The following is a 23349-nucleotide window of genomic DNA, read 5'->3' on the forward strand; positions in this document are numbered from 1 at the left end:
CCCGGCTTCCCCCTCGACCCCCTCCTGTGCCGGCGGCCGCCGCCGGTTCCCTCCCGCCGCCTCGGAAAGTCCCTGACATGCTCGATCTCGATACGTCCGACAGCAATTATTCGCTCGAGGAGATGGACCGCAACAGCCTGTTCCATCCCCTGACCTCGATCTCCCAGCACATGGCGAACGGCCCGCAGATCATGGGCACTGCCAAGGGCGTGCGCCTCATCGACCACAAGGGCAAGCCGATCCTCGACTGTTCCGGCGGCCTGTGGTGCGTGAATATCGGCTATGGTCGGCCGGAGATCGCCGAGGCGGCGAAGAAGGCGATCCTCGACCTCAATTACTGGCACCTGTTCGGCTCGGCCTCCAACGAGGCGACCATCCGCCTGTCGGACCGCATCCTCGGCCTGTTCCACGACCATGCCGGCGCCGACCATCTGGCGCGGGTGTTCTACGGGACGTCCGGTTCGGACGCCAACGACACCAATTTCAAGCTGGTCCGCTACTACGCCAATCTGCGCGGCACCCCGGAGAAGAAGAAGGTCATCTCCCGCATGGGCGCCTATCACGGGCTGACCATGGCGGCGGCCAAGCTCACCGGCATCCCGTCCTACCACAAGGCGTGGAGCCTGCCGGACGGCGAGGTGGTCTACACCGAGTGCCCGCACTACTACCGCTTCGCCGCGCCCGGCGAGAGCGAGGCCGCCTTCTGCGACCGGCTGATCGCCGATCTCGAGGCGCTGATCGCCCGCGAGGGCGCGGACACCATCGGCGCCTTCATCGCCGAGCCGATCATGGGCACCGGCGGCGTGCTCATCCCGCCGGCCGGCTATTTCGAGCGGGTGCAGGCGGTGCTCGACCGCCACGATATCCTCCTGATCGCCGACGAGGTCATCACCGGCTTCGGCCGCACCGGCGAGTGGTTCGCCACCGGGCTCTACAAGCTGAAGCCGGACATCGTGACGCTCGCCAAGGGGCTGACCAGCGCCTATTTCCCGATGTCGGCCTCGGTGATCTCCGAGCGCATGTGGAAGGTGTTCGAGGCCGGCTCGGCGGAATACGGCCCGGTGATGCACGGCTTCACCTATTCCGGCCACCCGGTCGGCGCCGCCATCGCCATGGCCAATCTCGACATCATGGAAGGCGAGGGGCTGATCGGCAACGCCGCCGATACCGGCGCCTATCTGCTCGCCGGCCTGCGCGAGCGGCTGGCGGAGCATCCTTTCGTCGGCGAGGTGCGCGGCGAGGGGCTGATGATCGGCGTCGAGTTCAGTGCCGACCGCGCCACCCGCCGTCCGTTCCAGGCCGCCGATGCCGTGCACCGTCTGGTTGCGGGCAAGGCGCAGGAGAGCGGGCTGATGATCCGCGCGCTGCCCTTCATCGAGGTGGTGTCGTTCTCGCCGGCGCTCTGCATCACCAGGGCAGAGTGCGACGAGGCCATCGACCTGTTCGGCAAGACCATGGACGGCCTCACCGCCCAACTCGCCGAGAAGGCCGGCGCCTAGCTACGTGGCCTGGGAGTTCCGTGATATTGCCGGCGGTAAAGACAATATCGCCGGCAATATCTGGGGGGAGTGGCATGGTCGAAGACAGCGTCGTGGACCGGCCGGGACTGTCAAGTTCCACGCTTGCGCATCACATCTATCGGGAGCTGGAAAGCCGTATCGTCGACGGCGCCTGGCTTCCCGATACGCGGATCAGCCTGCGCAAGCTCGCCACGCTCCTCAACACCTCCATGCAACCGGTCCGCGAGGCGGTCAGCAAGCTGGTCGCGGATTCGGCGCTGGAGGTGATCCCCGGCCGGGCGGTGCGCGTGCCGCAATTGTCGCGCGAGCAGGCGGACGAGATCTGGACCATCCGCATGCTGCTGGAAGGCGAGGCGGCGGCGCAGTTCGCCGCCCGCAAATGCCCGGAGGAGGCGCGCCCGCTCTACGGGCACACCGACACGATGCGGGTGCACTATCCCGAGCAGGACCACCTCGCGACGATGAAGGCGATCCGCGGCTGGAACATCGCGCTGGTGCATGGTTCGAAATCGCCGGTGCTGATCGACATGGTGATGCGGCTGCGGCTGCGCTACGCGCCGTTCATCGCCTCCTGCCTCGCTGTCGACCAGCCGCACGACCCGGATTTCGTGAGCTTCACCCTGCACATACAGGACGAACTTGTGATGGCGATCGAAGCCGGCGACGCGGCGGCGGCGCGGCATCTGCGCTGCTCCGACCTGCGCTCGTTCCAGCGCTACCTCTACAGCCGCCGGGGATGGCGGTGAACCGACCGGGGCGCCCGGCAGGACGCGCTCCCTCTCCAACCACAGATGACGGGTCATGACGAAAGAACGTATCGGCTTTATCGGCGTCGGCCTCATGGGCCATGGCATGGCGAAGAACCTCGTCACCAAGGGCTGGCCGCTCACGGTGATGGGCCACCGCAACCGCGCGCCGGTCGAGAACCTGATCTCCCTCGGCGCCACCGAGGCGAAGACCCCGCGCGAACTGGCCGAGAAGGTCGATGTGGTGGTGCTGTGCGTCACCGGCTCGCCGCAGGTGCAGGCGCTGTTCGAGGGGCCGGACAGCCTGCGCGCCGCCGGCCGGCCGCTTTTGGTGATCGACTGCTCGACCTCCGATCCCTCGGTCACGCTCAAGCTGGCGGCGGCGCTGGCGGCCGACGGCATCACCCTGATGGACGCCCCGCTCGGTCGCACCCCGGTGGAGGCGGAGGCCGGCACGCTCGACGTGATGGCCGGCGGCAGCGACGAGACCTTCGCCCGCGCCAAGCCGATCCTCGACGCCTTCGCCGGCAAGGTGGTGCATACCGGCCCGCTCGGCTCCGGCCACACCATGAAGCTCATCAACAACTTCCTGTCGATGGGCTATGCCGCGCTCTATGCCGAGGCGCTGATGATCGCCGACAAGACCGGCATCGCCGACAAGACCTTTGACAGCGTCATCCGCGGCGGGCGGATGGATTGCGGCTTCTACCAGACCTTCTCGAAATGGTTCCTCGACAAGGACCCGGAGGCGCACAAGTTCACCCTGAGCAACGCCTTCAAGGACACCACCTATCTGGCGAGCCTCGCCAACGCGCTCGGCACCGGCAACCCGATGGGCGCGGCGGTGCGCAATTCCTTCGGGCTGGCGGTGGGCCTCGGCCATGGCGACGACTACGTGCCGAAGCTGGTCGACATCGTCCGCAAGGCCAATCAGGGCTAGAGCCCTTTCCGATCAGGCGGAAACACCTGATCGACAGGAAAGCGCTTTAGCGGCAGTCCCGCTACTCGGCCGCGCCCTGGAGCCCTCCCGGCGAACTCTGGTTCACCGGGAGGGCTCCAGGGTCCTGCGCGGACGCGTTTTCTTCACGCGAACCGGATTCCACTTCGCTTGAAAACGCTTTAGCTCGCTTCTCCCGCGCGGCTGCCGGCCCGCATGGCGCCCGGCGCGTGGCCGATCACCCGCTTGAAGGCCCGGCTGAACGCCGCCTGCGAGCCGTAGCCGAGCCGGTGCGCCGCGTCCTCGATTGAGACGCGGTCGCGGGTGATCCACTGCGCCGCCAGCCGCATGCGCAGCTCGGTGAGGTAGCGCAGCGGCGTCATGCCGGTCACGTCGAGGAAGCGCTCGGCGAACACCGAGCGCGAGGAGCCCATCTCGGCGGCGAGGTCGGCCACCGTCCAGTCGCGGCCGGGGTCGCGATGCACGGCGGCGATCACCCGGCCGAGGCGCGGGTCGCGCAGCGCCGCCGGCCAGCCGGTGGCCGTGCCGCAGCCGCTTTCCACCCATGCCCGCACGATGAAGGCCGACACCACCTCGGCGAGCCGCGCGAGGATGCCGGCGAAGCCCGCCCGCTCGCCGCGCGCCTCGCGCTCCATCGCCTCCAGCATCGGCAGCATCTCGGGATAGCGGCACAGCAGTGTCGAGACCGACATCACCGCCGGCATCACCGCCACCAGCGGCGTGAGGCTGCCGAGCTCGAAGCCCATGCAGCCGCTGAAGATCACCACGTCCTTGCTGCGGCAGACGCTGTCGTCGCACTCCTTGATGTCGCCCACCGTCCGGCACAGCGGCGCGGCGCAGAAGGCGGCGATCTCCCGGCTCGGCACTTCCGGCTCGGAGACGAGGTCGTGCCCGCTACCATGCGGCAGCAGCACCGCCGAGCCGGCCTCCAGCTTCTGGTCGGGCTCGCCCGGCCGGCGCAGGAACACCGTGCCCTGCGCGACGAAATGGAACTGCGCCCGCTCCTCCGCCCCGCCGAAGCCGAGCCCGAAGGGCGGCGAGATCTGGATCCGCCGGTAGTTCAGCCCCACCAGGCGCATGCCGACCAGCAGCTCGCTCACCACGTCGAAGGGGAGCGGGGCAGGGAACGGCATCGCAGCATTTTCGGACGAACGATCAAGCATGGCGGACAGGCTGGCATATCTCGTCCGGGGAATCCAGCCTAGCCTGCTGCCATGCAACATTCCTCTTCGAAAGGATTCGAGATGAGCGACGCGCTCACGCTTGAAGAAGCCGCCGCGACTCAGGAACAGCCGGCCTGGGCCGCCGTCGGCGCGATGACGCTCGGCGTGTTCGGGCTGGTGACGGCGGAGTTCCTGCCGGCCAGCCTGCTCACGCCGATGGCGGCGGAGCTCGGCATCACCGAGGGCGCCGCCGGGCAGGCGGTCACCGCCACCGCGCTCGTGGCGCTGGTCGCCAGCCTGCTGGTCGCCGCCGTGACCCAGAAAATCGACCGCCGGCATCTGCTGATCGGCTTCTCCGTATTGCTGGTGGTCTCCAACCTCCTGGTGGCCTTCGCGCCCAACCTGACCCTGCTGCTGGCCGGGCGGGTGCTGCTCGGCGTCGCCATTGGCGGCTTCTGGGCGATGTCGGCGGCGCTCGCCATGCGGCTGGTGCCGGAGGCGCTGGTGCCGCGCGCGCTGTCGATGATCTTCTCCGGCGTCTCGGCGGCGACCATCTTCGCCGCGCCGGTCGGCAGCTATCTCGGTCATCTCATCGGCTGGCGCGCGGTGTTCCTGCTGGTGGCGGGGCTCGGCGTGCTCACCATCGTCGCGCAGATCGTCACCCTGCCGCGCATGGCGCCGAGCGGTTCGGCCAGCCTGCGCACCCTCGCCGAAGTGCTGCGCCGGCCGGGCATCGCCCTCGGCATGCTGGCGGCGATGCTCGCCTTTGCCGGCCATTTCGCGGTGTTCACCTATATCCGCCCGTTCCTGGAGACGGTGACCGGCGTCGGCATCAACGCCATGTCGGGCATATTGCTCGGCTTCGGCCTCGCCAATTTCGTCGGCACGCTGCTCGCCGGCCCGCTGATCGAGCGCAGCCTCAAGCTGGCGCTGCTCTCCATGCCGCTGCTGATGGGCGCGCTCGGCATCGCCCTCGTCACCCTGCAGGGCAGCCCGATGGGCCATGCCGGGCTGATCGCGCTGTGGGGCCTCGCCTTCGGCGCGGTGCCGGTCGCCTGGTCCACCTGGCTCACCCGCACCGTGCCGGATCAGGCCGAGACCGCCGGCGGCCTGCTGGTCGCCGCCGTACAACTGGCGATCTCGCTGGGTGCCGCCGGTGGCGGACTGGTGTTCGAGATGGACGGCGCGGCCGGGGTGTTCGCCGGCGCCAGCGTGGTGCTGCTCGGCGCCGCCCTCATCGTGCTGCTCGGCGTGCGCACCCGCCGCGCCGCCATCGCGACCTGAAGCAAGATCCGAGGCAGAAACCCCATCTCCCGGCGGCCGGATCCCGGCCGCCGGTCGTCTTCAGGCCGGCACGGCGAGCGGCGTGCCGTCGCCGCGTGCCAGCACTTCCATCGGCACGCCGTAGATCGTCTCCAGCCGCGCCGGCGTGACGATCTCGGCCGGCGTGCCGCGAGCGATCAGCTGGCCCTCGCGCAGCGCCAGCAGCTCGTCGCAGAACCGCGCGGCCATGTTGATGTCGTGCAGCACGGCGATGACGCTCAGTTCCTTCACCGCCGACAGCCGCCGCACCAGTGCCAGCACTTCGAGCTGATGGGCGATGTCGAGCGCCGAGGTCGGCTCGTCGAGCAGCAGGCAGTCGGCGTCCTGCGCCACCAGCATCGCCAGCCAGGCCCGCTGCCGCTCGCCGCCGGACAATGTGTCGACCTGCCGGTCGGCGAAGCCTTCCATGCCGGTCAGCTCGATCGCCTCCTCGACCTTGCGCCGGTCGAGGTCGGAGAAGCGGCCGAGCGCGCCATGCCAAGGATAGCGGCCGAGCGCCACCAGCTCGCGCACCAGCATCCCGGCCGCCGCCGGCGTCGCCTGCGGCAGGTAGGCGAGCTTGCGGGCGAAGCCGCGATCGTTCCACTCGCCGAGCGCCCGCCCGGAAAACCGCAGCGACCCGGCCGAGGCGGGCTGCTGGCGGGCGAGGATCTTCAGCAGCGTCGACTTGCCGGAGCCGTTATGGCCGATCAGCCCGATGACGCGGCCGGCCGGCAGCGACAGCGTCAGCGGCGCCAGCAGCACCCGTCCGGGCACGGAGAAGGACACGCCGTCGAGGTCGAACAGCGGCGCGGCGTCGGAAGTCAGCGGCGTGGCGGAGGCCAGAGGCGAGATGAGCGGCGAATTCAAGCGGTGTCCTTCCTGAAGACGGGGCGCCGTCGGCGGGTCATCGCCTTCCGCTTACGCCATCGCCTCGGTCAGCGTCAAACCATCCTGAGTATAGATCATCCGTCGCCAAGGTCATCGCGCTGTCGCCGTGGTTTTTGTGGCTTTCAGTTTGTAACGATTACAGAGAAAAGCCTTTTCGCGCCGCCTCCACATCGCGCGCCCTTCCAGCTTCACGATGCCGCGCGCGGGGGGAACGTCCGGCATGTCGCGCCGTTGCCCGTCTCGTAACCGACGACGAGGTTCCCATGCAGACGAAGAAGCTTGCCGAGGCGAATGGCCTGCGCACATTCGCGATCATCCTGGAGACCGGCGACGAGGCGATGGCCTCGCTTCAGGCCTTCGCCGCGCGGGAAGGCCTGTCGGCCGCGCATATCTCCGCCATCGGCGCCTTCCGCGAGGCGGTGATCAGCTATTTCGATTGGGAGCGGAAGGCCTATGACAAGATCCCGGTGCGCGAGCAGGTCGAGGTGGCGTCGCTATCCGGAGACGTCGCGCTGGACCCGCAGGACAAGCCGGCCATCCATGTGCATGTGGTGCTCGGGCGACGGGACGGCAGCGCCCTGGCCGGCCACCTCACCGAGGGCCATGTCCGCCCGACGCTGGAGATCATCCTGACCGAGACGCCGGCGCATCTGCACAAGCGTGTCGATGCGGAGAGCGGCCTCGCTCTCATCCGCATCGACGGGCCCGGCTGAGCGCCGGCGCAGGCGAGCGCCCGCTACGCCATCTCCACCACGATCTTGCCGAAGGCGCCGCGGTCGAGATGGTCGAGCGCGTCCTGCAGCGCGGCGAGCGGGTAGCGGGCGTCGATCACCGGTTGGAGCCCGGTGCGTTCGACGGCGGCGACGAAATCCTCCAGCGCCCGGCGATGGCCGACGCTGATGCCCTGAAGCGTCACGTGCTTCAGCATCAGCGGGCCGCCGGGCAGGGTGATCTCGAAGCCTTCCAGCACGCCGATCTGCGAGATGCGTCCGCCCACGGCGGCGACCTGCACCGACTTGCCGGTATGCGCGCCGCCGACGGTCTCGATGATGTGGTCGACGCCGCGATCGCCGGTCAGCGCCAGCACCGCCTCCACCCAGTCGGTGCGCGAGCGGTCGATGCCGTGGCGGGCGCCGAGCGCCTTCGCCCGCTCCAGCTTGTCGGCGCTGCCGGAGATCACGATCACCTCGGCGCCATGGGCGTGGGCGATCTGCACGCCGAACAGCGCCACCCCGCCGGTGCCGGCGATCAGCACCGTCTCGCCGGCATGCAGCCGCCCGGTCTCCACCAGCGCGAACCAGGCGGTGAGCCCGGCGCAGGGCAGGGTGCTCGCCGCCGCGTCGTCGAGGCCGGCCGGCGCCCGCACGAACCAGTCCTCGGGAAAGGCGACATACTCAGCCAGCACGCCGGGAAGCGTGCCGCCCAGCGTGCGGTAGGGCGGGCGGCGGGCATCGCCGTTCGGCCGCCCCTCGATCCAGCCCGGCGAGAAGGTGGAGATCACCCGCTCGCCCTCCCGGAAGCGGGTCGCGCCCGCGCCGGTCGCCACCACCGTGCCGGCGAGGTCGGAGGCCGGGGTGAACGGGTAGGCGAGGGCGAGGCCCATGCCGGTCTCGATCATCAGTTTGTCGCGATAGTTCAGCGACGCGGCGCCGACCTGCACCAGTACCTCGCCGGCGCGCGGGGTCGGGCGTGCCACCTCCCGCAGTTCCAGGCTGTGGCGGCCGAGGCCGTCCATCTCCCAGCGTTTCATCGTCTCGCTCATGGCCAACTCCTGCTTGCGCGATAGGGTGGCTTCCGATGTATCGTTGATCGCTGGGACGCAGTGGCGATAAGAATTCACCGAATTGTCGCTAAAGAGGAGCCAATCCGATGCGCGAGGTGCTGAGCGGACTCGATGTCTTCGTCGCGGCGGTGGAGGCGGGCAGCTTCGCCGCCGCCGCCGAGCGGGCCAACCTCACCCGCTCGGCGGTCGCCAAGACGGTGGCGCGGCTGGAAGCGCGGCTCGGCACAAGGCTGTTCCAGCGCACCACGCGCAGCCAGGCGCTTACCGAGGATGGCCAGCTCTATTACGAGCGCTGCCTGCGCGCGCTGGAGGAGCTGCGCGCCGGGCAGGCGGTGCTGGAATCGGGCCGGCGCGAGGCGACCGGACGCCTGCGGGTGTCGATGCCCGTGCTGTTCGGCCGGCGCTGCGTCGCGCCGGTGCTCGCCCAGTTGGCGGCGCGGCACCCGAATCTGGAGCTCGACCTCTCCTTCAGCGACCGGCCGGTCGATCTCGTCGAGGACGGCTTCGATCTCGCCATCCGCAACGGCGCCCTCGGGGACGGCGCCGGGCTGATGGCGCGCACGGTCGGCATGCAGCGTATGGTGGTGTGCGCCGCCCCGGCCTATCTCGCCGCGCACGGCGCCCCGCGCGATCTCGCCGCTCTCGCCGCCCATCACGCCGTCACCTATGGGCGCGCCGGCCGCATCCGCGTCTGGCAGTTTCCGCTGGCGGACGGTGTGCGGGAAGTGACGCCGCCGAGCCGGCTGCGCCTCGACGACCTCGAAGCCATCGCCGACGCGGTGGAGGCCGGCCACGGCCTCGGCTGGCTGCCCTGCTGGCTGGTCCGCGACCGGGTGCGGGCAGGCACCCTCATCCCGGTGCTGAAGGACCTACCGCAACTGGTGTTCACCACCCATGCGCTGTGGCCGCAGGCGCCGCACATGCCCTTGCGGCTGCGCCTCGCGCTCGACATCCTCGCCGCCGAGCTGCCCGGCAGCGCCGAATTGTGACGGCCGATTGTGAAGGCGCCTCGGATTCTCTAAACCGGGCGGGGAGCGGTCGCCGCTGAGGCAGGACCGCTGCGGTTCCAACTGGCGGACGCACGACCTTGGCCGAGCCTCAATCCGACGAGTTCCTGCCCGCCTATGTCCGGCCCGTCCTGGCCGGCTTCCGCAAGTTCCGCGGCTTCCTGCACGAGACCGGCTTCCCCGAGATCGCCGCCCACCCGATCTTCGCGGTGCGCGACGACACCGCGAATCTCGTCGCCTCCTATCTCGGCAGCGCCAGCGAGCGCGGGCTGGCCAGCTGGATCGGCGATCAGGTGGCGGCGGTGCACACAAGCCGTGCCTTCGAGCGCCATGCCGAGGATCTGCGCGGCCGCCTGCCGGAGCAGCGCATCCCGCGCATGCGCGACGTGCTGCCGCCGCTGCCGGAACCGGTCGAGATGCGGGAGGACCTCCAGCGCGAGCTGGCCGCGGCGCTGGAACGGGTGCCACACGCGCAGGTCGACGCCCTCTTGCGGCAGGTGCTGCGCACCGGGCTGTTCGCCGAAGCCTTCGGCCAGCAGAGCGTGGCGACCTGGCTGGAGGATTTCTTCCACGCCCAGCGGGCGACGGCGCTGCGCATGCTCGAATGGCTGGACACGCCGGAAATCGTCGGGCCGGAGCGGCAGATGCTGCTCGACATCGCCGTCCGCCATTATCTCCAGGTCCGCTATTTCGAGCGCGCCCACGATCTGCTCAGTCGCGCGGCGGCGCGGCGGACGCCGGGGCAGGATCTCGATCCGCGCTTCCTGGACGGCCTGTGGTACACCGCCTTCCGCCTCGGCCGCCACGAGGAGGCGCGGGCCTGGCTGGACGAATGGGCGAATATCCGCCCGCTGCTGAAGCAGCCTCTGGTCAATCGTGCGGTGCTCGCCGCCTATGACGACAAGGACGAGGCCTGCCGCCTGCTGGAGCGGAGCGGCGTGCTCAGCTGTCGCTCCACCGTGTCCGGCCAGGTGCTCTATTGCGAGTACCATCTGGAGCGCGGCCGGTCGCACGAGGCGGAGGTGTCGATCCGCCAGGCGATCGACGCCCAGCCGCCCGAGACGCTGCCGCCGGTGCAGTACCTGATCGCGCTGCATAACGTGCTGAGCCAGCGCGGCGAGAAGACCAAGATCCTGCGCGACGTGTTCCGCCGCGACGAGATGGAGCTCGCCTGGGACGAGTTCGGCCTCGATACGGTCGTCGATCTCAGCCGCGACGTGGCGGCTCCCGCGGCGCGGGTGGCGGTGGTGATGACGGCCTTCAATGCGCAGGAGCACCTTGCCCGCGCCATCGAAGGCGTGCTCGGCCAGAGCGTGCCGGATGTCCGGCTGATCGTCGTCGACGATTGCTCGAGCGACGACACCGAGGCGACCTGCGCGCCGCTGGCGGCGGCGGGGCGGCTTACCTATCTGCGCACCCCGCGCAATGTCGGCACCTACGCGGCCAAGAATATCGGCATCGCCGAGGCTCTGCGGGCAGGGTGCGACTATGTCGCTCTGTGCGATTCCGACGATTTCTGGCTACGTACCCACGTCGCGCATCATCTGCGTGCGATGCAGGCGCAGCCGGAGCTGAAATGCACGACGTCGCAATGGCTGCGGGTGCGTTCGGACGCCACCATCGAATGCGGCATGCGCGGGCGCTATGTCGAGGAGTGCCCGCATTCGACCTTCTTCACCGCCGACGTCTTCACCGAGGTCGGGCTGTTCGATGCCGTCCGCTTCGGCGCGGATCGGGAATTCCTGCAGCGTGTGCGGCTACATTTCGGCTCGACGGCGCTGTCCGTGATGCGGATCGTGCTGACGCTCGGCCGCCGGCACGGGCTGTCGCTCACCCAGCACGGCGCCGGCGCGATTTCCGAGTTCAGCGAGTCGCCGATGCGGATCGCCTACTGGAAAGCGTGGAACGAGTGGCACGACACCGAGGTCGCCGCCGGCCGCCGGCCGCGCTTCGACGGCACGCTGGACAGCCGGCCGTTTCCGGTGCCCGAGGAAATGCTGCCCTGAGGTGGCTTCCAGCCCCGCTCCTCATCACAGGGCGGTGATGTGGAAAGCTGCACCCTGTGGCCAAATTGCAACGGCCGCTTCCGGGGCTTCGGCGAGCCCTTGTTGCCGTCGCGGCATAGGCGCTCGGCACATCCGCTCACAACCCAGAATACAGCAGTTCAACGCCCGGTGTGGTGGGGGAGGAGCGCCCTGCAATCGGCGATTCCCGGAACAATGCAACCGCGGCGGTGAATTGCTCCAAATTGTGATGGTGTAAATCCAATGAATTATTCGCCGATCCCTGATGTTCCGGCTATGGCGCAGGCGAGTGTCCGGATGAAAACTATGCCTGTCGGAAAAAGATAGGGAATATTAACCCACGCGATGAAGGTTTATCTGTAAGGCAATCCCGCTCCCGACGCGTGGGAGTGCGGGTGACAGGTCGCCCTAGACTAGCGGCGGCATCGGTCCGGGGCCGCCTCGGCCGGGTTCGCGGGGTGGCGGCGCGATGAATGACTTGGGCGTGTGACATATTTATCATTTTATCTGCCGCTGCGTTGCTGCATGATCAGGTCATCAAGTTTCCAGTGGTTGTTGGCGTGTGGGCTGGGTAGCTGACGTCGACTTCAGATTTCGAAGGGTTCTGGCCATGAAGAAGTTTCTCCTTGCTGCTGTAAGCGTCATCGCTCTGGCCAGCCCGGCTCTCGCTGCCGATCTGGCTGCCAAGTATCCGGTGAAGGCTCCGATCGCCCCGGTGCCGGTGTTCACCTGGACCGGCTTCTACATCGGCGCCAACGTCGGCTATCTGTGGTCGGACGGTTCGGGCGGCTCGACGATCGACACGTTCGGCTCCGGCATGTGGGCCGGCACCAATGACGGCTTCGTCTATGGCGGCCAGATCGGCTACAACTACCAGCTCGACAACAACTGGGTGATCGGTATCGAAGCCGATATCCAGGGCGTCGCCACCAGCGGCAGCAACTTCGGCGGCGTCGTCGGCAGCACCTGGTACGGCAATGGCGCCGACTATGACTATTTCGGCACCGTCCGCGGCCGCCTCGGCTACGCCGTCGACCGCCTGCTGGTCTACGGCACCGCCGGTGTCGCGTATGGTTCGACCTCGGTCAGCGGCTCGATCAACGGCGTCGGCTACGACGTGTCGTCCGACTTCGTGACCTGGACCGTGGGTGCCGGCGCCGAATACGCCTTCGCCGACAACTGGACCGTGAAGGCCGAGTACCTCTACCTCGGCAACAGCGACGACATGGTGCCGGAGCTTCCCGGCAACGTCGACAGCTGGGGTCACGTCAACACCAACATCGTTCGCATCGGCGTGAACTACAAGTTCTGATCGGCGGGCCGGTCGTAAGGCCGGCTTACCCGACCGGACGGGGTCGCGAGATCCCTTCGGCAGAATTCGAAGGGCGGGGTTGGACCGGATGGTCTGGCCCCGCTCTTTTCGTTTCAGGTGGGTCGTTCCGAAGCCGGCCTGTCCGGAACGAAGCGAAAGCGGTCCGATCGGGCTCATTCGATCCAGCCCCCGATCGACATCCCCTGGTTGGACGCCGCTCCCGGTCGATGCGCTCTAAGTCGAGGCGTTCCCAGTCAACGACTCTCCGAGCCGGCATCACGACGGCTGCCGCCTGCCGCCTCGCCGTTGCCTGACCCGCCCGATGCGTGAGTTTTCGGATCGTATCGCATTCCAATGGATCGGCACTCGCGATGACGCGCACGTCCGGCGCGACGCGCACTTGACGACGTGTGGCTGTCGCTCCTGCTATCGGACGCCATAACCGCCGACGATGCCGAGGCCCTCCCACCGTCGCAGCGCGTTGGAGCAGGGAGCCGGCCCCCGAAACGTAGCGCCGATCTTGCTGCCAGGGGCGGTCTGCCATCCTCGCAGCAAGCTGAAGCCCGTTATGTCGTGTCACGCGGAGCGCGATGGCATGCGCGCTCGGCGCAACGGTCACTCCATGACGTGCGGCCGGCACTCCCGCCCCCGGAGACCCTGACTGCCGACGATGCCGACGCCCCCTCTGTCGTGACGCACTGAAGCAGAGCCGGACATCCGGCGCTGCCATGCCGGAGCGCGGCGTGGCGGGGCGCGGCGCCATCGGAGCCCGGCTCCAGCCCGCCGGGCCTCACATCCCGCCTGTCGCAAAGATCGCCGCCGAGAAGGTGATCCCGCTATCCGGCCCGCCCCGCCAGCATGTGCAGCGTGTGCCGGCCGATCATGCGCTCCTCGTCGGTGGGTACCACCAGCAGCGGCACGGCGCTGCCGGCCGCCTCGATGTGCGGCGCGCCGGCGGCGTTCGCTTGCGCGTCGAGCCGCACGCCAAGCCAGGCCAGTCGCTCGGCGATGCCGGCGCGCACCTCCGGCGAGTTCTCGCCGATACCGGCGGTGAAGACGAGGGCATCGAGCCCGCCGAGCGTCGTGGCCAGCGACGCCACCGCCTGCGCCACCTTGAGGCAGAAGAACTCCACCGCCAGCGCCGCCTCCGGTGCTGGGCTGGCGATCAGCTCGCGCATGTCGTTGCTGATGCCGGACAGGCCGAGCAGCCCGCTCTGGTTGTACAGCATGCGGCCGACCTCGGCGGCAGACAGTCCCTTCTGCTCGATCAGGTGCAGCACCACGCCGGGGTCGAGAGCGCCGGAGCGCGTGCCCATCGGCAGCCCGTCCAGCGCGGTGAAGCCCATGGTGGATTCGATGCTGCGTCCGTCGCGCAGCGCGCAGGCGGAGGCACCGGAGCCGAGATGCGCCACCACCACCCGGCCGCGCGCGATCTCCGGCTCGGTGAGCCGCAGCGCCGAGGCGACATACTCATAGGACAGGCCATGGAAGCCATAGCGCCGCACGCCTTCATCATAGAGCGCGCGGGGCAGAGCGAAGCGTTCGGACAATTCGGGGTGGCCACGATGGAAGGCGGTGTCGAAGCAGGCGACCTGCGGCAGCTCCGGCCGCCGCTCGCGCAGCACCCGAATCGGATCGAGATTGCTCAATTGGTGCAGCGGCGCCAGCGGGATGAAGCTGGCCAGGGTCTCCATGACCTGGTCGTCGACGATCACCGGGCCGGAGAAGGTGGGGCCGCCATGCACCACGCGATGACCGATGCCGATCATATGGTAGCCGTCGAGGCGCGGCAGCAGCCAGTCGCCGATGACATGCTGGGCGACGGTGGCGGTCGCGACCTCGTCGGCGGCGAAGGAGCGGTCGACCAGCGTCGTGCCGTCGGCGTCCTTCACCTTGAGGCGCGGCAGCCGGCCGATGCCATCCAGCGCGCCGCCGAGTTCGAGCGCGATGTCGTCGCCCTCCACTCGGTAGAGCTTGAACTTGATGCTGGAGGAGCCGGCATTGACGACGAAGAGGGCAGGGATGGTGGCGGCGGAATCGGTCACGGCGGAGCCCCCGGGGTTGCGGTGCGGCATCACAGCCTAGCAGCCGCCGCGCCTCTCGGCACTGCTCCTTCGGTCATGTCGTCCTGATCGGCCATTCCGGGCGGCGGATCGTTCCGACCGTACACCTCATCGGTCCCATCGGCGGCCTGTTCAATGGGGCCGCCGGACCGACCGGATCGATCCGGCCCGGCACCGACAGGACCGGCGCGTCGTCGAACCGGTCGCCCTCGATGACCCGAACCATACCCTGTTGAGTGCGACCGGTATTAGACCAATTATAATATTGGCGGTGTATTGGTCGGAAATCAGTCCTCTTCGGCGGCGCGCAGTTGCTTATCCAGCAGCTTGCGCTCGACCGTGCGCAGATGGTTGCGCATGGCATTGGCGGCACCCGCCATGTCGCGATGCTCGATGGCGTCGACGATGGCTTCATGCTCCCGGAAGCTGTGGTGATCCGGCGCCGGCTTGACCGGCAGGGCACGCAGGCGGCCCCAGGTTACCGCGCGGCGCACCGCGTTCAGCGTGTCGAACAGGCCGAGCAGCAGCCCGTTCTGCGTCGCTTCGGCGATGGTACGATGCAGGCGGGTGTCCCAGCCCTCATATTGCCGCCAGCTGTCGGCCTGCCGCGAGCGGGCGAGGCACAGCCGCATTTCGGAAATGTCCGCCGGCGTGGCGGTGAAGGCGGCGGCGCGGGTGATCTCCGGCTCGATCACGATGCGGGCGCGCATCACTTCCGCCGGGTTGGAGCGGCGGGCCAGCGCGGCGATGTCGGCGAAGGTGTCGAGCGGCCGACTGCCCATGAAGGTGCCCTTGCCGACATGCCGCCAGATCTGGCCCTCGGCCTCGAGCACATCCAGCGCCTTGCGCAGCTCGGTACGGGAGATGCCAAGCGCGGTCGAAAGCTCGCGCTCCGGTGGCAGTCGGCCGTCATCCGGCAGGTTGCTCTGGGCGAGGAACGCCCGCACCTGCGTCACGGTGCTCTTCTGTGTATGCGGGTCGGCGTCGGTCAGGCTGTCCATGTGCTTCAACCAAATATAGCATTGGTTCAATCTATGTCGCGGCAGCGACGCTCGGTCAAGCCGCATTTGAACTTGACCGTTGGTTAGCTCCAATGTAAACCAAAATCAAATTGGTGTCTGACCTCGCGGCTCGATCCGCAGGTCGATCAGGGGTGGAACCAACCGCCCGACCTTCATGGGAGACTGGAAATGCTCAAGAATTCGTCGAAAGGGACGTGGAGTTTGTCCGGCGCGGCGCTCGCCATTGGTTTCGGTGCGGTGCTGCTGGCGGCGCCGCAGGCCGAGGCGAAGGTGCGCGTCGCCTACGGCGACATCGCCAGCGTCGAGAATCTGCACCTGCTTGCCGCCTTCGAGCTCGCCAAGACCAAGGGTGTCGAGGTCGAGATGACCTATCTGAAGTCCGAGGACATCGCCGCCCAGGCGGTGGTCAGCGGGCAGGCGGATATCGGCGTCGGCGGGCCCTACGCCCTGATCCAGAAGGTGAAGGTGCCGGTGCGCATCTTCCTGCAGCTCTCCACGCTGCGCTTCTATCCGGCTGTGAATGCCGAATTCTACAAGACGTGGAAGGATCTCAACGGGCAGGAAGTCGCGGTGCATTCGCGCGGCTCCGGCACCGAGGCGATCATGAAGCTGATGGAGCAGAAGCAGGGGATCAAGTTCTCCAAGATCAGCTACATTCCCGGCTCTGAAGTGCGCACCGGCGCGCTGCTGCAGGGCAATGTGAAGGCCACGATCGTCGATTCCAATGGCCGCCGGCTGCTGGAGCAGAAGGCGCCCGGCAAGTTCGTCATCCTGCCGATGGACGGCGTCAACGCCACCGACGAGGCGCTGTTCGCCCGCCAGGACTATCTCGACAAGAACCAGAAGGACGTCGACATCATCGTCGAGTCGATCCTCACCACCTGGCGCGAGGTCACCAAGAACCCGGCTGTCGTCGCCGATTGGCGCGCCAAGTACAAGCTGCTGCCGGATCTGCCGGCCGACCAGGTGGCGGAGATCACGCCCTATTTCACCGAGCTGGCGGAAGGAAAAGCCTTCCCGCTCAATGGCGGCGGTGCGGCGGCGGCCAAGGACGACTTCGCCTTCTACACCCTCTCGGGTCAGCTGACCGGCGAGCCGGCCAGCCTGAAGGTCGAGGAGTTCTGGGCGCTCGAGCCGCTGAATCGCGCGCTCGGCAAAGTCGGCACGAACTGAGGCGGGTGGCATGTCGGCACCCGCTCACGCGAACGGCACGCCACGTGCCGTTCCCAGCGCCGAGGCTTCCTCCTTGCGGGGGAAGCTTCTGGAGCATCGCACGGCCCTTTGGCGAGCCGCCTCGATCGGCCTGTTCTTTCTCGTCTGGGAGATCGCTGGGCGCATTCCGATCAGCTTCGCCTTCCCGACCTTTCTGGAGACGCTGCGCGCCTTCCTGGTCATGCTGTTCGACGGCTCCTTCGTCGCGGCCTATGCCGAGACCCTGCAGCCGCTGGTGATCGGCATCACCATCTCCGCCATCCTCGGGGTGGGGCTCGGCATCGTGATGGGGCTGTCGCGCTTCGCCGAATGGCTGGTCGCGCCGATCTTCATCGTACTGCAGGCGGCGCCGATGGCGGCGCTGATCCCGCTCATCACCTTCGTCTACGGCATCGGCCTCGTCTCCAAGACGCTGGCGGTGGTGATGCTGGCCCTACCGGTGATCGCCCTCAATGGCTACAAGGCGGTGCGGAATACCAATCCGTCATTGGTTGACATGTGTCGCTCCTTCCAGGGAAACTGGTGGCAGCGGATCGTGAAGATCATCCTCCCCGATGCCTCCCCCATTATCTTTGCCGGCTTACGTTTAGGTCTCGCCGCGGGCTTCATCGGCGTCATTCTCGCCGAGCTGCTGATCACGCCGACCGGCATCGGCGACCTCATCACCTATCACCGCTCGGTAGCCGACTACCCCGAAATGTACGCCGCCGTCGTCTCCATCATCCTCGTCTCGACGCTAACCCTTTCAGTCCTCGAAGCTTTCGAGGTCCGGGTGCTGCGTCCGGAAAAGAAGAAGGGCTGAGCCATGCGCAACATCACCGCTGCGGCCAGCGCGGCCGCCACCGCCCCGTCGCCGGACGCGGCCGTCGAAGTGCGCGGCATCTGCAAGATGTACGCGGAGATGGAGGCCCTGCGCTCCATCGACCTCGACTTCCCGGCCGGCAAGCTCACCACGCTGCTCGGCCCCTCCGGCTGCGGCAAGACCACGCTGCTCAAGATCATCGCCGGCCTCATCCCAGCCACCTCGGGCGAGGTGCGGGTCAACGGCAAGCCGGTGACCGGTCCCGGTCCGGAGCGCGCTTTCGTGTTCCAGGACTTCGCGCTGATGCCGTGGGCCACGGTCATGCGCAACGTCGCCTTCGGCCTGGAGTTGAAAGGCGTCGGCAAGGACGAGCGCCAGGCGGTCGCACAGAAATACATCGCCGAGGTCGGGCTTTCCGGCTTCGAGAACAAGTACCCGCACGAGCTTTCCGGCGGTATGCGCCAGCGCGTCGGCCTCGCCCGTGCCTTTGCGGTGAATGCTGACGTGCTGCTGCTCGACGAGCCGTTCTCGGCGGTGGACGAGCAGAACCGGCGCAAGTTCCAGGAGGACCTGCTGCGCCTCGTCGAGCTGGAGAAGAAGACCTTCATCTTCGTCACCCATTCGATCGAGGAGGCGGTCTACTGCTCCGACCGCATCGTCATCCTGTCGCGCCGGCCGGGCCGGGTGGCGCAGATTATCGAGCCGGAAATCGACCGCACCGCCAGCCCCGACGCCATTCGCCGCGACCGTGGCTATCTCGATACGGTTGAGGAGATCTGGCAGGGCCTCAAGCGCTATGTGGATTGAGAACATGGCGAAAGGTGCAAGTCGGTCATCGAGGGCTCCCATGTCCCGAACCCGTGAATGGAGGCCGGCATGACGATGTTCGGTTACCGCGTGCCGATGATGGCCTCGCTGCTGGCGTGGTGCATCGTCTGGGAAATCGTCGGGCAGATGGGCGTCTCCTTCCTGGTTCCGCCGCTCTCCGACGTGTTGGTCGCCGCCTTCTCGCTGGTGCAGACCGGCTCTTGGCAGGCGGCGGCATTGACCACGCTGAACAGCTTCCTGGTCGGCATGGCCTTGGCCATCGTCGTCGGCGTGGTGCTCGGCGTGGCGATGGGACGCTCCAGCCTGGCGGACAACCTGCTCGGCATCTGGGTCAACATCTTCGTGTCGGCGCCGCTGTCGGCACTGGTGCCGGTATTGATGATCCTGTTCGGCATGGGCGAGACCACGGTGGTGGTCACCGTGTTCCTGTTTGCCGTGTGGATCATCGTGCTCGACACCCGCGCGGGCATCCAGGCGGTGCCGCGCTCGCTGGAGGAGATGGGCCGCAGCTACGGGGCAGGGGGGCTCCGCCTTTATTCCAAGATCATCCTTCTCGCCGCGCTGCCGGAAATCCTCGCCGGCATCCGTCTCGGCATGGTACGCGGCGTGAAGGGCGTGGTGATCGGGCAATTGCTCGTCTCCATCATCGGCTATGGCGAATTGTTCGAGCTCTATTCGCGCAATTTCGACATGGAGAATTTCTGGGCGCTGACCATCATCCTGTTCGCCGCGGCGATGGGACTGTCGGCCCTGATCGAGAACATCGAAAAACGCGTCGAATATTATGCAGGAGTCCGCTGATGAACGCGCCGCTTGACACCACCGCCTATGTCATCGCCCCGCCGGGCATTCCCACCTTGCCGGTGGTCGGCAGCGACAAGCTGTTCCCGATCCATCGCATCTACTGTGTCGGCCGCAATTACGCCGAACACGCCATCGAGATGGGCCACGATCCCGACAAGGAGCCGCCCTTCTTCTTCCAGAAGAATCCGGACAACGTCATCACCACCGGTTCCTTCCCCTATCCCGACAAGTCGAAGGACGTGCACTACGAGCTCGAAATGCTCGTCGCCATCGGCAAGGGCGGGGTGAACATCCCGGTCGAAAGCGCCATGGAGCATGTGTGGGGCTATGGCATCGGCCTCGACATGACCCGTCGCGACCTCCAGGGCGAGGCCAAGAAGCTCGGCCGTCCGTGGGAAGTCGGCAAGGCCTTCGAGGCGTCGGCCCCGTGCTCGGCGCTGGTGCCGGCCTCGCAGATCGGCCATCCGACCGACGGCAAGGTGTGGCTGAAGGTGAATGGCGCGCTGCGCCAGAGCGGCGACCTCAACCAGATGATCTGGAAGGTGCCGGAGATGATCTCCTACCTCTCCGGCCTGTTCGAGCTGCGGCCCGGCGACATCATCATGTCCGGCACGCCGGCCGGTGTCGGCGCCATCGTGCGCGGCGACAAGATGGAAGGCGGTGTCGACGGTGTCGGCACGCTCGACGTGACCGTCGTCTGATCGTCACAGCGATCCAAATAGCTTGCCTTCAAGCCCGCCGGCCCTTTGTGGCCGGCGGTTTTTTATTGTCCGCCAATAATTTGCACGCCCGCCGCCTGTGATTGAACCTAAATACCATAGACTCTATAGAAAATATGTTGACCCCGCTGCGATCCTGCGTTCTTCTGGAAGGGCAACAGGTGGCGAGGCCGCCGCAGCTGAGGACAGGAAATGAGCTGGATGTGGTGCCGATGTCGGTCCTGAACTGGGCGTTCTGACGCTCGATCCGCACATAGGCCGACCCCATTTCCTAAGGGTATTACGATGACTCTTGCGACATTGCCTCAGACCTCTTCCGGCGGTCTGGACGTTTTGTGGTTCCTGCCGACGCATGGCGACGGTCGCTATCTGGGTACGGCGACGGGCGGTCGGGCGGTGACGCTCGACTATCTGCGCCAGGTCGCCCAGGCAGCGGATTCGCTCGGCTTCTACGGCGTGCTGATCCCGACGGGTAAGAGCTGCGAGGATTCCTGGCTGGTCGCCTCGGCGCTGGCGCCGGCCACCAAGCGGCTGCGCTATCTGGTGGCGGTGCGCCCGGGGCTGGCCTCGCCGACCCTCTATGCCCGCATGACCGCCACCCTCGACCGCATCTCCGAGGGGCGGCTGCTGATCAACATCGTCACCGGCGGCGACCCGGTCGAGAATGCCGGCGACGGCATCTTCCTCGATCACGACGCCCGCTATGAGGTGACGCAGGAATTCCTCGACATCTACCGGCCGCTGCTGGCCGGCGAGACGGTGAGCTACCAGGGCAAGCACCTGAAGGTGGAAGGCGGCAACGTGCTGTTCCCGCCCGTGCAGCCAGGCGGGCCGCCGCTGTATTTCGGCGGCTCCTCGCCGGCCGCCAGCGCGGTCGCGGCCGAGCATGTCGATGTCTACCTCACCTGGGGCGAGCCGCCGGCGGCGGTGAAGGCGAAGATCGCCGAGGTGCGCCGGCAGGCAGAGGAGCGCGGGCGCAAGGTGCGGTTCGGCATCCGTCTGCACGTCATCGTGCGCGAGACCAATGCGAAGGCCTGGGAGGCGGCGGAGGAGCTGATCAGCCACGTCGACGACGCGACCATCGCGGCGGCGCAGAGCGTGTTCTCCCGGCTGGATTCGGTCGGGCAGGCGCGGATGAGCGCGCTGCATGGCGGGCGCCGCGACAAGCTGGAAGTGAGCCCGAACCTGTGGGCCGGCGTCGGCTTGGTGCGCGGCGGGGCCGGCACCGCGCTCGTCGGCGACGGCGCGACGGTAGCGGCGCGGATCGAGGAATATGCCGAACTGGGCATAGAGAGCTTCATCTTCTCCGGCTACCCGCATCTGGAGGAGGCCTATCGCGTCGGCGAACTGGTGCTGCCGCGGCTGAAGCTCAACCACGACATCGCCCGGGCCGAGACGACGGTGAACACCGGGCCGTTCGGCGAGACCATCGCCAATGACTATCGGCCGGCAAAGCAGGCAGCGCAGTCATGAGCGGAAAACTCAACATCGTCGGTATCAGCGGCAGCCTCTCAGCACCGTCCCGGACTCTTTCGCTCGTGCAGTTCGCAACCGAGCGGCTCGGGCGCGAACTCGGCACCCGCGCCCAGGTGGTGGATATCGCGCGCCTGCCGCAACTTGGGCTCATGCGCTCGCGCGAAGCCGCCGGGCGCGAGGAGGCGGCCGCCTTCGCCGCCGTGGAAGCGGCGGATCTGTTGGTGATCGGTTCGCCGGTCTACAAGGGCTCCTATTCCGGCCTGTTCAAGCACTTCATCGACTTCGTCGACTATGGCGGGCTGGTGGGCAAGCCGGTGGCGCTGCTGGCGACCGGCGGCAGCGAACGCCATGCGCTGGTGATCGAGCATCAGCTGCGGCCGCTCTTCGCCTTCTTCCAGGCGCAGCCGCTGGGCACCGGCCTGTTTCTTACCGAACGCGAATGGTCCGGCACGGCGCTGATCGGCGAGCCGGCAGAGCAGCGTTTCGAGCGGCTGGTGCACGAGGCGGTCTCCGCGGTGCGTCATGACGCTCACTCCTTGGCCCATCCCTTGGCCATCGCGGCGGAATGAAAATGGGCCTCGTCGTCGTCCGATCGAGGGAACGATGTAGGGCCGTGCGCTGAACGCCCGCCGCGTCCAACTTTGCCTCGCCATTTCTGAAGCCGCCGCCACGGGATGACCTTTCGTGCGCTGGCTGGCGCTCGAGCTCAAGGATTCCGTCAATGAAACGCTTTATCCACGCCGCCGCGCTTTCCCTCGCCATGCTCGGCGCCGCCGCCGGCTCGGCCTCCGCCGAGGGGCTCATCCGCATTTCCGAGCAGTTCGGCACGCTCTACATTCCCTTCCATATCCTGCGCGACCAGAACCTGATCGAGAAGCACGGCAAGGAGCTGGGCATCGACGTCAAGGTCGAGTGGGCAAAGCTGTCCGGCGGCAATGCGGTGAACGATGCGCTGCTGTCCGGCTCGGTGGATATCGCGTCCGCCGGCATCGGCCCGTTCTTCACCGTGTGGGATCGCACCAAGGGCGCGGTGAAGATCGTCGGCGCCTTCGGGGCGACGCCGAACTACTTGCTCACCAACAAGCCGGACATCAAGAGCCTGAAGGATTTCGGGCCGAACGACCGCATCGCCACCCCGGCGGCCGGCGTGTCGGTGCAGGCGCGCACGCTGCAGATCGCCGCGGAGAAGGAGTTCGGCCCCGGCAATCAGGGCAAGCTCGACGGGATCCAGGTGACCTTGCCGCATCCCGACGCCACCGCGGCGCTGATCTCCGGCTCCACCGAGGTCACCGGCCATCTCTCCAACTCTCCGTTCCAGGAGCAGGCGCTGAAGGACCCGAAGGTTCACAAGATCTGGTCGTCCTATGACGTGCTGGGCGGCCCCTTCACGCCCACCGTCGCCTACACCACGCTGAAGTGGCGCGACGCCAATCCCAAGACCTATGAGGCGTTCTTCCGTGCCTTCAAGGAAGCGACGGAGATCGCCGCGAAGGACCATCAATTGGCTGCCGACACCTATGTGAAGGTGGAGAAATCCAAGCTCGCTCCGGCCTTCGTGAAGCAGATCATCGACAATCCGGAGGTGCAGTTCACCCTAGTTCCGCTGAAGAGCGAGGTGTTCGGCGACTTCCTGTTCCGCACCGGGGCGATCAAGACCCAGCCGGGAAGCTGGAAGAACTACACCTTCCCCGAATTGCATGATCAGGCCGGGAGCTGA

At 67.4% G+C, this 23349-nt stretch carries 21 protein-coding genes; 16 read left to right on the plus strand and 5 right to left on the minus strand.

Annotated features, from left to right (window positions below; translation table 11 throughout):
• Positions 1-77: 77 nt before the first annotated feature.
• From LGR54_RS05965 to LGR54_RS05975, 3 genes are all read left to right on the plus strand, one after another.
• Positions 78-1499 carry an aminotransferase gene (locus LGR54_RS05965; RefSeq protein WP_230361048.1) on the plus strand — a complete coding sequence of 474 codons (1422 nt, stop codon included), beginning with the start codon at positions 78-80 and terminating at the stop codon, positions 1497-1499.
• A 74-nt stretch (positions 1500-1573) separates the two neighbouring features.
• Positions 1574-2266: a GntR family transcriptional regulator gene (locus LGR54_RS05970; RefSeq protein WP_230361049.1), complete on the plus strand. Its 693-nt coding sequence runs from the start codon at positions 1574-1576 to the stop codon at positions 2264-2266.
• A gap of 55 nt (positions 2267-2321) precedes the next feature.
• The gene (locus LGR54_RS05975; protein WP_230361050.1) at positions 2322-3206 is read left to right on the plus strand and encodes an NAD(P)-dependent oxidoreductase; all 885 of its coding nucleotides are present in this window, start codon (positions 2322-2324) and stop codon (positions 3204-3206) included.
• A 179-nt stretch (positions 3207-3385) separates the two neighbouring features.
• Here the strand turns inward: LGR54_RS05975 and LGR54_RS05980 are convergent, their stop codons facing one another.
• On the minus strand, positions 3386-4387 hold the full coding sequence (locus tag LGR54_RS05980; RefSeq protein WP_230361051.1) for an AraC family transcriptional regulator: 1002 nt from the start codon (positions 4385-4387) through the stop codon (positions 3386-3388).
• An 81-nt stretch (positions 4388-4468) separates the two neighbouring features.
• Here LGR54_RS05980 and LGR54_RS05985 point away from each other — a divergent pair, with 81 nt between their 5' ends.
• Positions 4469-5671, plus strand: a complete 1203-nt coding sequence (locus tag LGR54_RS05985; protein WP_230361052.1) for an MFS transporter — start codon at positions 4469-4471, stop codon at positions 5669-5671.
• A gap of 60 nt (positions 5672-5731) precedes the next feature.
• On the opposite strand, the gene LGR54_RS05990 is transcribed toward LGR54_RS05985, so the two are convergent.
• Entirely contained in the window at positions 5732-6535 is an 804-nt protein-coding gene (locus LGR54_RS05990; RefSeq protein WP_230361485.1) for an ATP-binding cassette domain-containing protein, read from the minus strand.
• Between the two features lie 308 nt (positions 6536-6843).
• Here LGR54_RS05990 and LGR54_RS05995 point away from each other — a divergent pair, with 308 nt between their 5' ends.
• Positions 6844-7293: a PPC domain-containing DNA-binding protein gene (locus LGR54_RS05995; protein ID WP_230361053.1), complete on the plus strand. Its 450-nt coding sequence runs from the start codon at positions 6844-6846 to the stop codon at positions 7291-7293.
• A gap of 23 nt (positions 7294-7316) precedes the next feature.
• On the opposite strand, the gene LGR54_RS06000 is transcribed toward LGR54_RS05995, so the two are convergent.
• Positions 7317-8342, minus strand: coding sequence for an NAD(P)-dependent alcohol dehydrogenase (locus LGR54_RS06000; protein ID WP_230361054.1), 1026 nt, complete (start codon positions 8340-8342; stop codon positions 7317-7319).
• A 107-nt stretch (positions 8343-8449) separates the two neighbouring features.
• On the opposite strand from LGR54_RS06000, the gene LGR54_RS06005 reads away from it, so the two are divergent.
• The 3 genes from LGR54_RS06005 (at position 8450) to LGR54_RS06015 (ending at position 12706) form a co-directional block, all read left to right on the plus strand.
• Positions 8450-9352 carry a LysR substrate-binding domain-containing protein gene (locus LGR54_RS06005; protein ID WP_230361055.1) on the plus strand — a complete coding sequence of 301 codons (903 nt, stop codon included), beginning with the start codon at positions 8450-8452 and terminating at the stop codon, positions 9350-9352.
• A 98-nt stretch (positions 9353-9450) separates the two neighbouring features.
• Complete coding sequence (locus LGR54_RS06010) at positions 9451-11376, plus strand: glycosyltransferase family A protein (protein ID WP_230361056.1); 1926 nt, start codon at positions 9451-9453, stop codon at positions 11374-11376.
• A 628-nt stretch (positions 11377-12004) separates the two neighbouring features.
• Positions 12005-12706 (plus strand): outer membrane protein, encoded by a 702-nt coding sequence (locus LGR54_RS06015; protein WP_230361057.1) that lies wholly within the window; start codon positions 12005-12007, stop codon positions 12704-12706.
• 836 nt (positions 12707-13542) lie between these two features.
• Here the strand turns inward: LGR54_RS06015 and LGR54_RS06020 are convergent.
• Together LGR54_RS06020 and LGR54_RS06025 are read right to left on the minus strand one after the other, a co-directional pair.
• Positions 13543-14751, minus strand: a complete 1209-nt coding sequence (locus LGR54_RS06020) for an acetate/propionate family kinase (protein WP_370638145.1) — start codon at positions 14749-14751, stop codon at positions 13543-13545.
• 305 nt (positions 14752-15056) lie between these two features.
• A complete protein-coding gene (locus LGR54_RS06025; protein ID WP_230361058.1) occupies positions 15057-15770 on the minus strand; it encodes a FadR/GntR family transcriptional regulator in 714 nt (237 codons plus the stop codon).
• Between the two features lie 189 nt (positions 15771-15959).
• Between LGR54_RS06025 and LGR54_RS06030 the strand changes: the two genes are divergently transcribed.
• From LGR54_RS06030 to LGR54_RS06065, 8 genes are all read left to right on the plus strand, one after another.
• The gene (locus LGR54_RS06030) at positions 15960-16964 is read left to right on the plus strand and encodes an ABC transporter substrate-binding protein (protein WP_230361059.1); all 1005 of its coding nucleotides are present in this window, start codon (positions 15960-15962) and stop codon (positions 16962-16964) included.
• 10 nt (positions 16965-16974) lie between these two features.
• Entirely contained in the window at positions 16975-17805 is an 831-nt protein-coding gene (locus tag LGR54_RS06035) for an ABC transporter permease (protein WP_230361060.1), read from the plus strand.
• Between the two features lie 3 nt (positions 17806-17808).
• Positions 17809-18612 carry an ABC transporter ATP-binding protein gene (locus LGR54_RS06040; protein ID WP_230361061.1) on the plus strand — a complete coding sequence of 268 codons (804 nt, stop codon included), beginning with the start codon at positions 17809-17811 and terminating at the stop codon, positions 18610-18612.
• Between the two features lie 69 nt (positions 18613-18681).
• Positions 18682-19434: an ABC transporter permease gene (locus LGR54_RS06045; RefSeq protein ID WP_230361062.1), complete on the plus strand. Its 753-nt coding sequence runs from the start codon at positions 18682-18684 to the stop codon at positions 19432-19434.
• Positions 19434-20138 carry a fumarylacetoacetate hydrolase family protein gene (locus LGR54_RS06050; protein ID WP_230361063.1) on the plus strand — a complete coding sequence of 235 codons (705 nt, stop codon included), beginning with the start codon at positions 19434-19436 and terminating at the stop codon, positions 20136-20138. The genes LGR54_RS06045 and LGR54_RS06050 overlap by 1 nt, the downstream gene beginning before the upstream one ends.
• Before the next feature lie 303 nt (positions 20139-20441).
• Positions 20442-21629, plus strand: coding sequence for an FMNH2-dependent alkanesulfonate monooxygenase (gene ssuD, locus LGR54_RS06055; RefSeq protein WP_230361064.1), 1188 nt, complete (start codon positions 20442-20444; stop codon positions 21627-21629).
• 65 nt (positions 21630-21694) lie between these two features.
• Positions 21695-22201 (plus strand): NAD(P)H-dependent oxidoreductase, encoded by a 507-nt coding sequence (locus LGR54_RS06060; RefSeq protein ID WP_230361065.1) that lies wholly within the window; start codon positions 21695-21697, stop codon positions 22199-22201.
• 152 nt (positions 22202-22353) lie between these two features.
• The gene (locus LGR54_RS06065; RefSeq protein ID WP_230361066.1) at positions 22354-23349 is read left to right on the plus strand and encodes an ABC transporter substrate-binding protein; all 996 of its coding nucleotides are present in this window, start codon (positions 22354-22356) and stop codon (positions 23347-23349) included.

This window comes from Ancylobacter sp. Lp-2 (assembly GCF_020523795.1).
Classification (GTDB): domain Bacteria; phylum Pseudomonadota; class Alphaproteobacteria; order Rhizobiales; family Xanthobacteraceae; genus Ancylobacter.